The organism is Micromonospora sp. NPDC051141, assembly GCF_044455765.1.
Lineage (GTDB): Bacteria > Actinomycetota > Actinomycetes > Mycobacteriales > Micromonosporaceae > Micromonospora.
Window position 1 is genome coordinate 647,970 of record NZ_JBITFD010000001.1, and the last position, 14,606, is coordinate 662,575.

Annotated in this window: 13 protein-coding genes; 7 read left to right on the top strand and 6 right to left on the bottom strand. The window is 73.0% G+C overall.

What is annotated here, in order from left to right; all coding sequences use genetic code 11:
* Nucleotides 1–2: 2 nt before the first annotated feature.
* Genes nrfD through fdh form a run of 3 tightly spaced genes read right to left on the bottom strand, consistent with a single transcriptional unit; the run spans nt 3 to nt 5,603 of the window.
* Nucleotides 3–1,244, bottom strand: coding sequence for an NrfD/PsrC family molybdoenzyme membrane anchor subunit (gene nrfD, locus ACIA6B_RS02480; protein ID WP_396770171.1), 1,242 nt, complete (start codon nt 1,242–1,244; stop codon nt 3–5).
* Nucleotides 1,241–2,287: a 4Fe-4S dicluster domain-containing protein gene (locus tag ACIA6B_RS02485; RefSeq protein ID WP_396770173.1), complete on the bottom strand. Its 1,047-nt coding sequence runs from the start codon at nt 2,285–2,287 to the stop codon at nt 1,241–1,243. The genes nrfD and ACIA6B_RS02485 overlap by 4 nt, the downstream gene beginning before the upstream one ends.
* Nucleotides 2,280–5,603 (bottom strand): formate dehydrogenase, encoded by a 3,324-nt coding sequence (fdh, locus tag ACIA6B_RS02490; RefSeq protein WP_396770175.1) that lies wholly within the window; start codon nt 5,601–5,603, stop codon nt 2,280–2,282. The genes ACIA6B_RS02485 and fdh overlap by 8 nt, the downstream gene beginning before the upstream one ends.
* Nucleotides 5,604–5,936: 333 nt before the next feature.
* Here fdh and ACIA6B_RS02495 point away from each other — a divergent pair, with 333 nt between their 5' ends.
* On the top strand, nt 5,937–6,263 hold the full coding sequence (locus ACIA6B_RS02495; protein WP_396770177.1) for a hypothetical protein: 327 nt from the start codon (nt 5,937–5,939) through the stop codon (nt 6,261–6,263).
* The gene (locus tag ACIA6B_RS02500; protein ID WP_396770179.1) at nt 6,260–6,910 is read left to right on the top strand and encodes a nucleotidyl transferase AbiEii/AbiGii toxin family protein; all 651 of its coding nucleotides are present in this window, start codon (nt 6,260–6,262) and stop codon (nt 6,908–6,910) included. Before ACIA6B_RS02495 ends, ACIA6B_RS02500 begins: the two co-directional genes overlap by 4 nt.
* A 28-nt stretch (nt 6,911–6,938) precedes the next feature.
* Here the strand turns inward: ACIA6B_RS02500 and ACIA6B_RS02505 are convergent, their stop codons facing one another.
* Nucleotides 6,939–7,841: an SDR family oxidoreductase gene (locus ACIA6B_RS02505; RefSeq protein WP_396770181.1), complete on the bottom strand. Its 903-nt coding sequence runs from the start codon at nt 7,839–7,841 to the stop codon at nt 6,939–6,941.
* Between the two features lie 149 nt (nt 7,842–7,990).
* Between ACIA6B_RS02505 and ACIA6B_RS02510 the strand changes: the two genes are divergently transcribed.
* Nucleotides 7,991–9,781, top strand: coding sequence for a bifunctional metallophosphatase/5'-nucleotidase (locus tag ACIA6B_RS02510; RefSeq protein ID WP_396770183.1), 1,791 nt, complete (start codon nt 7,991–7,993; stop codon nt 9,779–9,781).
* A gap of 38 nt (nt 9,782–9,819) precedes the next feature.
* Complete coding sequence (locus ACIA6B_RS02515; RefSeq protein WP_396770221.1) at nt 9,820–9,993, top strand: GntR family transcriptional regulator; 174 nt, start codon at nt 9,820–9,822, stop codon at nt 9,991–9,993.
* 3 nt (nt 9,994–9,996) lie between these two features.
* Here the strand turns inward: ACIA6B_RS02515 and ACIA6B_RS02520 are convergent, their stop codons facing one another.
* Nucleotides 9,997–10,182: a hypothetical protein gene (locus ACIA6B_RS02520; RefSeq protein ID WP_396770185.1), complete on the bottom strand. Its 186-nt coding sequence runs from the start codon at nt 10,180–10,182 to the stop codon at nt 9,997–9,999.
* 131 nt (nt 10,183–10,313) lie between these two features.
* Here ACIA6B_RS02520 and ACIA6B_RS02525 point away from each other — a divergent pair, with 131 nt between their 5' ends.
* Entirely contained in the window at nt 10,314–11,348 is a 1,035-nt protein-coding gene (locus ACIA6B_RS02525) for an NAD(P)-dependent alcohol dehydrogenase (RefSeq protein WP_396770186.1), read from the top strand.
* Here ACIA6B_RS02525 and ACIA6B_RS02530 read toward each other — a convergent pair.
* Nucleotides 11,335–12,471, bottom strand: a complete 1,137-nt coding sequence (locus ACIA6B_RS02530; RefSeq protein ID WP_396770188.1) for a geranylgeranyl reductase family protein — start codon at nt 12,469–12,471, stop codon at nt 11,335–11,337. The two genes, ACIA6B_RS02525 and ACIA6B_RS02530, sit on opposite strands and share 14 nt — an antisense overlap.
* Nucleotides 12,472–12,608: 137 nt before the next feature.
* On the opposite strand from ACIA6B_RS02530, the gene ACIA6B_RS02535 reads away from it, so the two are divergent.
* Both ACIA6B_RS02535 and ACIA6B_RS02540 read left to right on the top strand, forming a co-directional pair.
* A complete protein-coding gene (locus ACIA6B_RS02535) occupies nt 12,609–12,845 on the top strand; it encodes a hypothetical protein (RefSeq protein WP_357302028.1) in 237 nt (78 codons plus the stop codon).
* A gap of 71 nt (nt 12,846–12,916) precedes the next feature.
* Complete coding sequence (locus ACIA6B_RS02540) at nt 12,917–14,404, top strand: MFS transporter (protein ID WP_396770191.1); 1,488 nt, start codon at nt 12,917–12,919, stop codon at nt 14,402–14,404.
* Nucleotides 14,405–14,606 lie beyond the last annotated feature (202 nt).

A 14,606-nucleotide genomic window follows, 5' to 3' on the forward strand; every position in this document is an offset into this window, starting at 1 on the left:
CGTCAGGCCCGCCGGTCGGCGCGCTCGCGCTGCGGCACCACCGTGTACTTCGGGTCCCGCGCCGAGGCGACGCCGCCGTGGAAGATGCCGAAGCGGGTGCAGACGGCGGCGGCGAGCAACGCGCCGCCGGAGGCGGCGGAGAGCAGCCGGCTGCGGCGGCCGACAAGCGCGCCGGCCACCCCGGCGGCGGTGAGCGCGCGGCCGGCGCGCAGCAGCCTCCCGGGCGTGCCGTCGGCGTAGGGCTCGCTGAGCAGGCCGAGCCGGTTCTCCACCCGGTGCGCGCCCCACAGCTCCAGCGCCGCGCCGGCGACCGCCATCCGCCGCGCCGGGCCGGCCTGCCCGGGCGGCGCGGCCAGCAGCCCGACACCCGCGCCGCTGGCCAGCGCGCTGCCCGCGAAGATGACAGGCAGTTCCGGGTACGCCTCGTGCCACGACGGCACCGCCGTGTCGGCCAGCAGCACCCCGGTGTACGTGGCCAGCGCCGGCGCGGTGACGGCGGCGACGAGCCCGGCCGCGTGCCCGGTCGGGGGCAGCAGCCGACGAACCAGCCCGAGCAGCCCGCGCTCCGGCAGCCGGGGCGCGGCCTCGGCGATCGCGGCCAGCCCGGCGGCCGGGCCGAACGCGCTGAGGATCCAGGTGCCCACCGACATCGGCGAGGTCACCTTCGCCACCCGCAGCATGTGGTGGAAGCGGCTGGGCCGGCCCAGGTCGTTGATGAGGAAGTACGCGCTGGCGCTCACCGCCGCCAGCGACGTGACCCGGCCGGCGCGACGCAGCGCCGGCCGGCCGGTGAGCTGCCCACCGGCGGCCAGCATCGACGAGCCGGCGGCGAGCCCACCGGTGAACAGGTACGCGGCGATGTCCCACCGCCACACCGGCGGCTTGAGCACCGGCCGGCCGTAGTAGGAGGTGAACTCCGCCGGGGGCACGGTGAGCTGCTCGCCGCCCCGGCCGCCGCCCTTGCCGCCGCGTCGGCGACGGGCGGTCGGCGCGGCGTCGCGGGGCGGGTGCGGGGTCAGCCCCGCGTCACGGGCGCCGGCGTCGGTGCGGCCGACGCCGGCTCCGGCGCCGGTGGCCCGGCTGACACTCTCGGCGCTGCCCACCAGGCGGGCGGTGGTCGAGCCGGTCGGCGGCGCGGCGGCGGGCCCACCGTCGCCGGCGCGTTCCGCGACGGCGGCCCGGTCGGCGGCCAGGCGGTCGCGGAAGCGGCGGAACAGGGCACCCACCGGGCGGTCCGGGCTCACGACGATCCTCCGACGAACGCGGCGACGGTGGCCGCCGCCATGGCCAACGCGGCCAGGCCGGCACGCTTCCACATCTTCGGCAGGTCCCGGGTGGTGACCACCGGGTCCGGCGGCAGCCCGTACACCTCGGGCTCGTCGAGCAGCAGGAAGAACGCGCCGTCGCCGCCCACCCCGTCGGTCGGGTCGTGGCCGTAGAGCCGGGCCTCCGGCACACCGCGCTCGTGCAGCGTGGCGACCCGCTGGGCGGCCCGGTCCCGCAGCTCGTCGAGCGGGCCGTACTGGATGGACTCGGTGGGGCACGCCTGCGCGCAGGCCGGCGTCATGCCGGCGCCCAGCCGGTCGTAGCAGAGCGTGCACTTCCACGCCCGGCCGTCGTCCCTACGCTGGTCGATCACGCCGTACGGGCAGGCGGAGATGCAGTACCCGCAGCCGTTGCAGATGTCCTCCTGCACCACGACGGTGCCGAACTCGGTGCGGAACAGCGAGCCTGTCGGGCAGACGTCCAGGCAGGCCGCGTGCGTGCAGTGTTTGCACACGTCGGACATCATCAGCCAGCGGAAGTCGGTGCGGCTCTCCGCGCCGGTGCCCCGCCCCGGCGGCTGCGCCCCGGGCATGCCGAGGAACTCCGGGCCGGCCGCCATCCGCGCCGCCGGCTCGCCACGCCCCGCCGGCAGGCCCGGGCTCGTGCCGGTGTCGGTGGCCGTGCCGGCGCCCACCGCCGCCGACGTCGGGCTGCTGGTCGTCGGGCCGGTCGGGTCGCCCGTGAACGGCGGCGTCCGGTGCCCGGCCGGGCGGGGCTGCTCGATGAACGCCACGTGCCGCCACGAGTTCGCGGTCAACGCGCCGGTGTTGTCGTACGACATGCCGAGCAGGTCGAAGCCCGCGTCCGGGACGCCGTTCCATTCCTTGCAGGCGACCTCGCACGCCTTGCAGCCGATGCAGACGCTGGTGTCGGTGAAGAAGCCCATCCGGGGCGGCGCCTGCGTCCACCCGGCGTCCGGGGCCGGGTCGAGCGGTCCGTACAGGCTGTTGGCGTCAGGCATTCCGGTTCCCGTCCTGGTGCGCGGCGGCCGACCGCTCGTCGGTGCTGCCGGCGGCGTCGTCCCCGCCGGCCGCGTCGGTGGTGACCATCGGCACCTTCCGGTCCGGCGTCATGCCGGCCCGGCGCTGGTAGTCGCCGACCAGGTCGAGCAACGCCGGCCCGGTGGGCCGCCGGCCCGGCCGGATGTCGCACGTGCCGATCTTGCTCTCCTGGATGAGCACGTTCGGGTCCAGCGTGATGCCGAACAGGTCGTTCGCCGAGTCGCCGGTGACCAGGCCCTCGCTGCCGAAGTGGTAGGGCAGCCACACCTGGTGGATGATCCGCCCGTCCACCCGCAGCGGGGTGAGCCGGTCGGTGACCAGCACCCGCGCCTCGATGGCGGCCCGCCCGCTGATCAGGTGGGCCCAGCCGAGATGCGCCAGCCCGACCTCGGCGGCCAGTTCCGGGGACACCTCCACGAACATCTCCGGTTGCAGTTCGGCCAGGCGCGGCACCGTCCGGCTCATCCCGCCAGCCGTGTGGTGCTCGGTGAGCCGGCTGACCGTGAACACGTACGGGAAGACCTCGCTGTGCGGCTCCGGCGGGCTCGGGTTGATCCGGCTCACCGGGTGCTCGTAGATCTTGCGGGTCGGGTTGGCCTGCTGCCCGTAGAGCGGGTTGCGCATCGGCGACTCGGCCGGCTCGTAGTGCGTCGGCAGCGGGCCGTCGAGCACGCCGCTCGGCGCGTACAGCCAGGCCTTGCCGTCGCCCTGCATGACGAACGCGTCGTCACCGGCGAGCGCCTCCGGGCCGGAGGCGTCGTCCGGCGGCCGGTACGACGGCGGCTTGGTCTTCTCGAAGTCCGGCACGTCGTAGCCGGTCCACTCGCCGGCGTCCGGATCCCACCAGACGTACTTCTTGCGCTCGCTCCACGGCCGGCCCTCCGGGTCGGCGGACGCGCGGTTGTAGAGCGTGCGCCGGTTCGCCGGCCAGGCCCAGCCCCACTCGGCGGCCACCCAGTCCTGCTCGTGCCGGGACCTGCGGCGGGCCGCCTGGTTCACCCCGTCGGCGTAGACGCCGGTGTAGATCCAGCAGCCGATCGCGGTGGAGCCGTCGTCCTTCGCCTCGGCGAACGCGTTCAGCGGACGCCCGGTCGCCACGTCGTAGCCGTTGATCTCCTTGAGCACCGCCTCGGCGCTCGGCTCGGCGTGCGCGCCGTGCGTCGGGTAGTCCCAGGTCAGATCCAGCAGGGCCCGGTCCCGGGGCGTGGTGGAGCCGGCCAGCTTCTCCCGCAGCTTCCGGCCGAGGTGGTAGAAGAACCACAGCTCGGAGCGGGCGTCGCCGGGCGGGTTGACGGCCTTCTCCCGCCACTGCAGCAGCCGCTGGGTCTGGGTGAAGGTGCCCTCCTTCTCCACGTGCGAGGCCGCCGGCAGGAAGAACACCTCGGTGCGGCACTCCTCCGGCACGATCTCCCCGGTGGCGATCTCCGGGCTGTTCTTCCAGAACGTGGCGCTCTCGATCAGGAACAGGTCGCGGACCACCAGCCAGTCGAGGTTGGCCATGCCGAGGCGCTGGGCCCGGCCGTGCGCGGAGCCGACCGCCGGGTTCTGGCCGAGCAGGAAGTATCCCTTCACCTTGCCGTCGATCATGTTCAGGACCTGCTGGTAGGTCCCGTGGTCGCCGGTCATCCGGGGCAGGTAGCCGTAGCCGAAGTCGTTCTCCGGGGTCGCCGCGTCACCCCAGTACGCCTTGAGCAGGCTGGCCGCGAACGCGCCCGAGTTGCCCCAGAAACCCTTCTGGCCGGGGTGCCGGATGCTGTCCACCCACTTGTCGAACGTCGGGTGGTCGGCGTGGTGCGGCATCGGCAGGTAGCCGGGCAGCAGGTTGAACAACGTCGGGATGTCGGTGGAGCCCTGGATGCTGGCGTGCCCGCGCAGCGCCAGGATGCCGCCGCCCGGCCGACCCATGTTGCCCAGCAGCGTCTGGATGATCGAGCCGGTGCGGATGTACTGCACGCCGACGCTGTGCTGCGTCCAGCCGACCGAGTAGACCAGGGCGCCGGTGCGCTCCCGGCCGGAGTTCTCCGTCCAGGCGCGGGCCAGCTCCAGGAACTTCTCCTCCGGGATGCCGCAGACCCGGGCCACCATCTCCGGCGTGTAGCGGGCGAAGTGCCGCTTGAGGATCTGGTAGACGCAGCGCGGGTGCCGCAACGTCTCGTCCCGTTGGGTCTGCGCCGGCACCGGCTCGCCGTGCGACTCGTGCTCCAGCCCGGAGGCCGAGTCACGTTCCTTGCCGGTGCCCCGGATCTTCGTGTTGCCCTCGTGCCCCTCGTACTGCCAGCTGGCGTGGTCGTAGGAGCCGGTCTCCGGGTTGTAGCCGGAGAAGAGCCCGTCCAGGTCCTCGGTGTCGGCGAACTGCTCGCTGACGATCGTCGCCGCGTTGGTGTACGCCAGCACGTACTCCCGGAAGTCCAGCTCGTTGTCCAGGATGTACCGCACCACGCCGCCGAGCAGCGCGATGTCGGTGCCCGCCCGGATCGGCAGGTACGTGTCGGCGAGCGCGCTGGTGCGGGTGAACCGCGGGTCCACGTGGAAGACCTTCGCGCCGCGCTTCTTCGCCTCCATCACCCACTGGAAGCCCACCGGGTGGGCCTCGGCCATGTTCGAGCCCTGGATGACGATGACGTCAGCGTTGGCGAGATCCTGCTGGAAGTCCGTCGCGCCGCCGCGACCGAAGCTGGTCCCCAGACCGGGGACGGTGGCGGAGTGTCAAATCCGCGCCTGGTTCTCGATCTGGAGCGCCCCCATCGCCGTGAACAGCTTCTTGATGAGGTAGTTCTCCTCGTTGTCCAGCGTCGCGCCGCCCAGGCTGGAGATGCCGAGCGTCCGGTTCAGCGGGCGCCCCTCGTCGTCGACGTCCTCCCAGGTCTCCGCGCGGGCGGCGAGGATCCGGTCGGCGATCATGTCGAGCGCGACGTCGAGGTCCAGGTCCTCCCAGTCCGTCGCGTACGGCCGGCGGTAGCGGACCTTGGTCTGGCGCAGCGGGCTGGTCACCAGGCTCTTGCTGGCGGAACCCTTCGGGCAGAGCCGGCCCCGGGAGATCGGGCTGTCCGGGTCGCCCTCGATCTGGGTGACCCGGCCCTCGGAGTGGAAGACGCGCTGCCCGCAGCCGACCGCGCAGTAGGGGCAGACCGAGCGGGCCACGCCGTCGGCGGTCTCGGTGCGGGCGGTCAGCCCGGCGGAACGCGCCGACTGGGCGGCGGCGCCGCGTCCCAGCGGGTCGGTGCCGGTGAGTTGCCGGTAGACCGGCCACCCCTGGAGGAACGTCTTCAGACCCACCCGGGCACCCCCTCCACGCGCGAAGATCGGCTGACCCTTTGCACACTAGGCCAGCCGTCCGGCGCCCGCGAGTCGAGCGGAAAACAGCGCCGCCCCGACCGGGTGGGCCGGGGCGGCGCTGGGCGTCGGTGTGCAGGTCGCCTCTCGGCGAGTGGCGCGACACGGCTCCAGCCGAACGGTATTCCGCGAAGGCAATTTAGGTGAGGCCCGGGGACACTGGTCACACCGACGCTCTGCACAACGGTACCGGGAGGCTCGTTCTTCCGCCGGTCGTCGTGACGCCGGTCACCGACCTTGGCACTCGACACGCCGGTCAGGGGTTACCCTCATGGCATGTCGGCCACCGCCAGCGCGTACCTCGCCCGGCCCGGGCGTCCCGCCGTGGTCCCGCGCACGCTCGACGAGCTGGCCGGTCCCACCGGGGGCATCGTCGAGCTGCCGGTGCGCCTGATGTGGAACAGCGAACGCGCCTTCGACCTCGGCGACCCCGACGAGCTGCTCTGGATGTACGAGAACGTGCTGCGCGAGACCACCCGGGTGACGGACCTGCGGGAGCTGATCCACGCTCCGACGCTGCGCCGGGTGTGGCCGCTGCTCAACCTGCCCCGCGGCGTACGCCTGGCCTGGGAGGGCCGGCACCGGAGCCTGCGTACCGCGTGACGCATCCGCACGACTTCTACCGGGAGGTGGCCCGGGTGGCGCTCGCCGCCGCCGGCCCGCACCGGTTCGTGCTCGGCGGCGGGGTGGCCTGGGCCGCGCACGGCCTGGTCACCCGCCCGACCGAGGACGTGGACCTGTTCGCCGACGTGGAGGGCGCCGCCGCCGCGGCGGCGGCCGACGTGCGCGCCGCGCTGGAGCGGGCCGGCTACCGGGTCGACGAGGCCGACCCGGACGGCCTGGGCGAGGTCTTCGACGGCTTCGACCGGGACCTGCGGGACTTCGTGGTGAGCCGCGGCGACCGGCAGATCCGGCTCAGCCTGGCCCGGCTGGACCGGCACCGCAGCCCGGTGGTGATGGACTTCGGCCCGGTGATGGACGTGCGGGACCTGCTGGCCAACAAGACCGCCGCGCTTGTCAACCGTCGCGAGGTACGCGACTACATCGACGTCGCCGCCGCGCTGGACCGCTACCCGGTGGCCGAGCTGCTGGAGCTGGCCCACCAGGTGGACCCGGCGCTGGAGGACGTGGACGTCCGGGCGGCCGGCCGCTACCTCGACGGGCTGGCCGACCGCCGGTTCCGCCGCTACGGCCTGGACGCGGCCCGGATCGCCGAGGTGCGCCGCCGGATGTCCGTCTGGCCCCGCTGACCCGGCGGGACCGGACGGCACCGGCGGGTCACTTCGTCGGCTTGCCGCCGGTGACGCCGAGGATCTCCCCGGTGACGTAGCTGGACTCCTGGGAGGCGAAGAAGACGTACGCCGGGGCCAGCTCGGCCGGCTGGCCGGGGCGGCCCATCGGCACGTCGGTGCCGAACTGCTCCACCTTCTCCGGCGGCATGGTGGCCGGGATCAGCGGCGTCCAGATCGGGCCGGGCGCGACCGCGTTGACCCGGATCCCGCGCTCGGCCAGGTTCAACGCGAGCGCCTTGGTGAAGTTGGCGATGGCCGCCTTGGTGGTGGCGTAGTCGAGAAGCTGCGGCGACGGGTCGAACGCCTGGATCGACGAGGTGTTGATGATCGCCGAGCCCTCCTTCAGGTGCGGCACGGCGAACTTGCTGAGCCAGAACATCGCGTACACGTTGGTCTTGAAAACCCGGTCGAACTGCTCGGTGGTGATGTCGTCGATGCCGTTGTCCTGCGCCATCTGGTAGGCCGCGTTGTTGACCAGGATGTCGATGCCGCCCAGGTCGGTGACCGCCCGGTCGATCAGCTCCCGGCAGTTCGACTCCTCGCGCAGGTCGGTGCGGACCGCCACGCCCCGGCGGCCGGCCCGCTCGATCAGCCCGACCGTCTCGCGGGCGTCCGCCTCCTCCTCCTCGCCCAGGTAGGAGACGAGCACGTCGGCGCCCTCCCGGGCGAACGCGATGGCCACGGCGCGGCCGATGCCGGAGTCACCGCCGGTGATCACGGCCCGTTTGCCGGCGAGCCGGTCGGCGCCCCGGTACGACTCCTCCCCGTGATCCGGTTTCGGGCCCATCTCCTGCGTCGAGCCGGGGGTGGACTGCTGCTGCGCGGCCTGCCCCTGCTGCTGGCCGTACTGCTCGGTGGGGTCCTGCTGGGTGTACTGGTCCTCGGTCATGTCAGCGCCCCTACCCCAGCGGGTCCCCGGAAAACAGCGGTGGGTGACGGGATCGGAAACACTTGGGGGTGTGGTGGCGTGCGTGACAGCCGGTGGTTATGGTGCGCAACGGCGCCCACGAGGCGCCTACCCCCATGGAAAGGCACCTCATGACCTCCTCCTCCGGCGCCTCGCGCCGCCAGGTGCTGGCCGTCGCCGCCGCCGCGGCGACCGCTCCGCTGCTCGCCGGCGCGCCCGCCGAGGCGAAGCCGAAGCAGCCGAAGACCTGGGACCTCACCGTCCTCGGCACCTCGGACACCCACGGCAACGTCTACAACTGGGACTACTACAAGGACGCCGAGTTCGACGACAGCAAGCACAACGACGTCGGCGTCGCGAAGCTGGCCACCCTGGTCAACCAGATCCGGGCGGAGCGCACGGGCAGGGCGACGCTGGTCCTGGACGCCGGCGACACCATCCAGGGCACGCCGCTGGCCACCTACTACGCCAAGCAGAAGCCGATCACCGAAACCGGTGAGACGCACCCGATGGCAGGCGCGATGAACGTGCTGCGGTACGACGCCGTGACGCTGGGCAACCACGAGTTCAACTACGGCCTGCCGCTGCTGGCCACCTGGATCAAGCAGCTCGGTTTCCCGGCGCTCGCCGCCAACGCGATCAACGCCAAGACCGGCAAGCCGGCCTTCCTGCCGTACGTGATCAAGGAGGTCCGGCTCGGCGGGCACGGCGCGCCGGCGCTGCGCGTCGGCATCCTCGGCCTGACCAACCCGGGCGTGGCCATCTGGGACAAGGCCAACGTCGAGGGCCGGCTGGTCTTCGCCGACATGGTCGCCACCGCCGCCAAGTGGGTGCCGGTGATGCGCCGGCGCGGCGCCGACATGGTCATCATCTCCGCCCACGGCGGCGACAGCGGCACCTCCAGCTACGGCCCGGAGCTGCCGAACGAGAACCCGACCGCGCTGATCGCCGAGCAGGTGCCCGGCATCGACGCGATCCTGTTCGGTCACGCCCACAACGAGGTGCCGGAGAAGTTCGTCACCAACCTGAAGACCGGCAGGGCGGTGCTCACCTCCGAGCCGTCCAAGTGGGGCCAGCGGCTGACCCGGATGGACTTCACGCTGACCCGGGAGAAGGGCTGCTGGAAGGTCGTCGACTCGTCGGCCACCACGCTGAACACCAACACCGTGGTCGAGGACCCGGCAGTGCTGGCGGCCGTACGCGACCAGCACGCCAAGACCGTCGACTACGTCAACGAGGTGGTCGCGCAGTCCAACGAGGAGCTGTCCGCCGCCGAGTCCCGCTACCGGGACACCCCGATCCTGGACTTCATCAACCACGTCCAGACCGAGGTGGTCACCGCGGCACTGGCCGGCGGCGCGTACGCGGGTCTGCCGGTGCTGTCGATCGCCGCGCCGTTCAGCCGCACCGCCGTGTTCCCGCGGGGCGAGGTGCGGATCCGCGACGTGGCCGGCCTCTACGTCTACGACAACACGCTCGAGGCGGTCGTGCTGACCGGCGCCGAGGTGAAGGCGTACCTGGAGTACTCGGCGAAGTACTTCGTCACCGTGCCGGTGGGCGCCGCGGTCGACCCGGCGACGATCAGCGACCCGGCCGTGCCGGACTACAACTACGACGTGTTCTCCGGCGTCGACTACGACATCGACATCTCGAAGCCGGTCGGCCAGCGGATCACCCGCCTGGTGCTGGCCGGCACCGACACGCCGGTCGCGGCGGACGCGCAGTTCGTGGTGGCGGTGAACAACTACCGGCGCAGCGGCGGCGGGAACTTCCCCGGCATCGTGAAGACGCAGGTCTACAACGCGCAGCAGGAGATCCGCCAGCTCCTCATCGACTGGGCGCAGGCCAAGGGCACCATCGACCCGGCCGTCTTCTTCGTGCCGAACTGGAAGCTGGTCCGCGAGGGCGTGCCGGTCTTCTGACCCGTCGACGGCAGGGAGGCACCCGCACGGGTGCCTCCCTGTTCGCTTCGCCTCTAGCCGGCATCTACCCCGCCGGCTCAGAGCTGCCTTCCGTACGGCTCCTGGCCGAGCAGTACGACACCTCCCACATGACGGTTCGTCGCGCTGTCGACTCGATGATCCAGTCGGATGAGCTGATCGGCAGGGTCGGTCGAGGCATCTTCGTGGCCTGAGTGTCAGCCCCCGGCGCGTAGGTGCCACTCCGACTCGCCGCCGACCGGGTCGGGCCGGCCCGGAGGAACGTCCGTCTCGATCGCTTCCATTCGCTCCTCCGGACGCATCGGAGCGGGCAGCTCGCCGAAGCGGACATGCCGCAGGAACGCGTACTCGTCGTCGGTGAACGACGCGACCGGTTCGCTCATGCCCGCATTGTGCGCCACGCGCGCGCAGACAGCCACCGTGCTCCACTCGTGGACCCGACCGGCGCCGGTATCAACCGCGACAGCACGGGTATGCCGCCTCGGCTGCGTCGGCGACGAGGTGGAGGGGCGACATGCGCGCGGTACGGATGACCGCTCCGGGAGTGCTGGAGCTGGCCGAGGTGCCCACCCCGGAGCCCGGCCCCGGTGAGGTGCTGCTGCGCGTCGGCGCGGTCGGCGCCTGCCACTCCGACCTGCACATCCTCGACGCCGAGGCGGGGATGTTCCCCACCCCGATGACCCTGGGCCACGAGATCGCCGGCACGGTGGAGGCCGCCGGTCCCGGTGTGGACGGCTGGTCGCCCGGGGACCGGGCCGCGGTCTACGGCATCATCGGCTGCGGCCGGTGCCGGGCCTGCCTGCGCGGCGAGGAGAACCGCTGCCGGGTCACCCCGGTCGGCGGCATCGGGCTCAGCCGCGACGGCGGGCTGGCCGAGCACGTCGTGGTGCCGGCGTCCCGGCTGCTGCACGTAGGCGAGATGGACCTGACCCAGGCCGCGCCGCTGACCGACGCCGGGCTGACCCCGTACCACGCGGTGGAGCTGGCCCGGCCCCGGCTGCGCCCCGGCACCACCTGCGTGGTGATCGGCATCGGCGGGCTGGGACACATGGCGCTCCAGATCCTGGTCGCCACCACCGCGGTGCGGATCGTCGCGGTGGACACCAACGTCGCCGCACTGGACCTCGCCGACCGGCTCGGCGCCCACCACGTGGTGCGGGCCGGCGCGGACGCGGTGGAGAAGATCCGCGAACTGGTCGGGCCGCCGCCGGACGGCGCGGACGTGGTGCTCGACTTCGTCGGCGCGCAGCCCACCCTGGACACCGCCCGGCAGGTCGTCGCCACCGGCGGTCAACTGCTGCTGGTCGGCCTGGCCGGGGGCACGTTGCCGGTGCGGCCGGTCGCCGACGCGCCGCCCCCGGTGCCGCTGGAGACCGGTGTGGTGGTGCCGTTCTGGGGCACCCGCGCCGAACTCCAGGAGGTCATCGCGCTGGCCCGGGACGGCCGGCTGCACGCCGACGTGCGGACGTTCCCGCTGGACGAGGCGCCCGAGGCGTACGAGGCGCTGCGCCGGGGCGACATCCACGGGCGGGCGGTCATCGTCCCCTGACCGGGGGCAGGCGGTCGATCAGCGCCAGCCCGGCCCGTACCGGCCGCCGGTCGAGCGCCTCGGCGAAGCCGATCCGCCCCTGACAGAACCGGACGAACATCCGCCAGCCGAGCGGGGTGGCCAGCATCGCGTGGAACACGTCCGGTCGTCGCTCGAACGCGTCCAGCAGCCGGTGCCCGGCCCGCATCTCCGGCGTCAGCAGCCGGGCCACCTCCCGGGGGTACGCGTCCAGGTCACCGCCGGCGACCGCCGCGCCGGCCAGCCGGCCGGATCGCAACGCGTAGCTGATGCCCTCCCGGCTCCACGGCTCCAGCAGGCCGGCCGCGTCGCCGACGACGAGCACCCGGCCGTGGCGCAGCGGGGAGTCGTCGGCGCGGCAGCGGGTCAGGTGCCCGGAGTCGTGCTCGGGCGCGATCCCGGACAGCCCCAGCCGGGCCACGAAGTCGCGCAGGTAGGCGCGGGTGCGCTCGCCGTCGCCGCGGGCGGAGATGACGCCCACGGTGAGCCGGTCGCCCTTCGGGAAGACCCAGGCGTACGAGCCGGGGACCCGGCCCCAGTCGAGCAGCACCCGGCCCCGCCAGCGGTCCCGCTCGACGGCGGGCACCGGCAGCTCCAGCTCCAGCCCGAGATCGACCTGGCGGAAACGCACCCCGACGTGTCGGGCGGTCACCCCGGAGGAGCCGTCCGCGCCGACCACCGCCCGGGCGCGCACCACCTCGCCGTCGGCCAGCCGCAGGCGTACCTCGTCGGGATCCTGCTCCACGGCGCGGACCGCGACGCCCTCGCGGACCTCGGCGCCGGCGGACACCGCGGCGGCACGCAGCCGGTCGTCGAACTCCTCGCGGCGGATCATCGTGATCACCGGCGCGCCGTGGCGGCGGGTGAACCCGCGTCGCCCGTCCCGGGTGAACGTGACCCGGTCGACCCGGTCCTGCGCGGGCACCTCGATCACGTCGCCGGCCTCGGCCAGCGAGGTGCCGATCAGGCCGCCGCCGCACGTCTTGTACCGGGGGTGGGTGGCCCGCTCGACCACCAGCGTCCGCACGCCGGCCCGGGCCGCGGCACGCGCGGCGGAGAGGCCGGCGGGCCCGCCACCGACCACGACGAGATCCCAGATGATCACTGGTGCAGCCTAGGGCACCGGCGGGCCGGGTGGCCCGACACGACCCTCGATCGGGTGGGCATCATCGCCGGTCGGCCGGGTAAGCGCCGGTCGCCGACCGTCCGGGGGCCGGACGGTCCACGCCGAGGAGGGAAGCGATGCCTCAGGTCCAGTTGTCCGCGGTCGAGGAACGGGTGTACCAGGCGGTGTCCGCGCTGGAGGTGCGGGGACACGTCCCCTACCCGGACCTGATCGCCGAGGAGACCCAGATGACCGAGGAGGAGCTGCGCGAGCCGCTGCACACGCTCACCGAGCGGGGACTGCTGCACCGCGAGGACTCGCCGATGACGGGCCTGGACTTCGGGCCCCGCTGGTGCGCGCGCCAAATGGCCTGACCGCCTCGTTTGCCCCACCGAGGTCCGGGTAGCGATCGGGGATGCGTGATCGACGGTCTGTGGGGGGCACGATGAGTGAGGACCGGCCGTCGACGTCGGCGACGGAGACCGGGTACGACGAGCGGCGTCGCTGGCGGGCACTGAGCGTCGGCCTGGTCGCGGCGTTCATGACGCTGCTGGACGTCAGCATCGTCAACGTCGCCGTCCCGTCGATCGACCGGGCGCTGCACGCCACCCCGAGCGACCTTCAGTGGGTGCTGTCCGGGTACGCGTTGACGTTCGGCCTGGTGCTGGTGCCGGCCGGACGGTTCGGCGACGCCCGCGGCCGGCGGACCGCGTTCGTGGTCGGGGTGGGACTGTTCACGCTGACCAGCGCGCTCGCCGGGCTGGCCACGTCGGCGACCTGGCTGATCGTCGCCCGGCTCGTCCAGGGCGCCGCCGCCGGCATCGTCAACCCACAGGTAAGCGGCATGATCCAGCAGCTCTTCCGGGGCGCCGACCGGGGGCGCGCGTTCGGGCTGCTCGGCGCCACCATCGGCATCTCCACCGCGGTCGGGCCGCTGCTGGGCGGGCTGCTCATCCATCTCGGCGGCACCGAGCACGGTTGGCGGTGGGTGTTCTTCGTCAACATCCCGGTCGGCATCGTCGCGATGGTGCTCGGCTGGCGGCTGATACCCGCCCGGCCCGCCGGGCAGCCCGACCGGCACCGGCTCGACCCGGTCGGCGTGCTGCTGCTCGGCGCCGGGGTCACCGTGATCCTGCTGCCGCTGGTGCAGCGGGAACAGTGGCAGGGTTCGACGAAGTGGCTGCTCATCCCGCTCGGCCTGCTGTTGCTGGCCGGCTTCGCGTTCTGGGAGCGCCGGTACGCCCGGCACACCACACCCCTGTTCGACCTGCGGCTGTTCGGGCTGCGCTCGTACACGCTGGGCTCGCTGATCGGGCTGATCTACTTCGCCGGCTTCACCGCGATCTTCTTCATCTTCACGCTCTACCTCCAGATCGGGTTGGGCTACAGCGCGCTTGTCGCCGGGCTGGCGATCACCCCGTTCGCGCTCGGTTCGGCGGTCGCCTCCGCGCTGGGCGGGCGGGTGGTGACCCGGTACGGCCGGCCGCTGGTCGCGATCGGGCTGCTCGCCGTGGTGGTCGGACTGGTCGCCACCGACCTGGTGCTGACCGGCGGACCGCACCAGCACGTGCCGCTGCGTACCGCGCTGCCGCTGCTCGTCGCCGGATTGGGCAGCGGCCTGGTGATCGCGCCCAACCAGACGCTCACGCTGTCGGAGGTGCCGGTGCCGATGGCCGGCAGCGGCGCCGGCATGCTCCAGACCGGACAGCGGATCGGCTCGGCCGCCGGCATCGCGGCGGTGGGCGCGCTGTTCTTCTCCACGCTGGCCGACAACCGGGGCGACTGGTCGGTGGCGTTCCGGCACTCGCTGCTGCTCGCCGCCGGCATCATCGTGCTGGCGTTGGTCGCCGCCGTGGTCGACATCGTCGCCGGCCGCCGAGGGAGAGGCCGGCCCCCCGTTGACGCCTCCGGTAGAGGAAGGCGCCCCGCTTGACACCGCGCACGCGAAGGCCGGCACCCTCGGCGGGCTGCCGGCCTTCGTGGCGTTCTTACTTGTTCCAGTGCTGGTTGACGAGGTCGGTGGCCTGCTTCTCCCACTGGGCGTACGCGTCCGGGTAGGCCGACACCTGCACCGTCTGCGCGGCCTTGGTCAGCGGCATGTCCTGCCAGCCGTCGACCTGCTTCAACCCCTTCAG

Bases quoted from the DNA above. Each gene is read 5' to 3' on its own strand.
- ACIA6B_RS02540 (WP_396770191.1), top strand. From the start codon at position 12,917: ATGAGTGAGGACCGGCCGTCGACGTCGGCGACGGAGACCGGGTACGAC.
- ACIA6B_RS02505 (WP_396770181.1), bottom strand. From the start codon at position 7,841: ATGACCGAGGACCAGTACACCCAGCAGGACCCCACCGAGCAGTACGGC.
- ACIA6B_RS02495 (WP_396770177.1), top strand. From the start codon at position 5,937: ATGTCGGCCACCGCCAGCGCGTACCTCGCCCGGCCCGGGCGTCCCGCC.
- ACIA6B_RS02525 (WP_396770186.1), top strand. From the start codon at position 10,314: ATGCGCGCGGTACGGATGACCGCTCCGGGAGTGCTGGAGCTGGCCGAG.
- ACIA6B_RS02520 (WP_396770185.1), bottom strand. From the start codon at position 10,182: ATGAGCGAACCGGTCGCGTCGTTCACCGACGACGAGTACGCGTTCCTG.
- ACIA6B_RS02535 (WP_357302028.1), top strand. From the start codon at position 12,609: ATGCCTCAGGTCCAGTTGTCCGCGGTCGAGGAACGGGTGTACCAGGCG.
- ACIA6B_RS02485 (WP_396770173.1), bottom strand. From the start codon at position 2,287: ATGCCTGACGCCAACAGCCTGTACGGACCGCTCGACCCGGCCCCGGAC.
- ACIA6B_RS02510 (WP_396770183.1), top strand. From the start codon at position 7,991: ATGACCTCCTCCTCCGGCGCCTCGCGCCGCCAGGTGCTGGCCGTCGCC.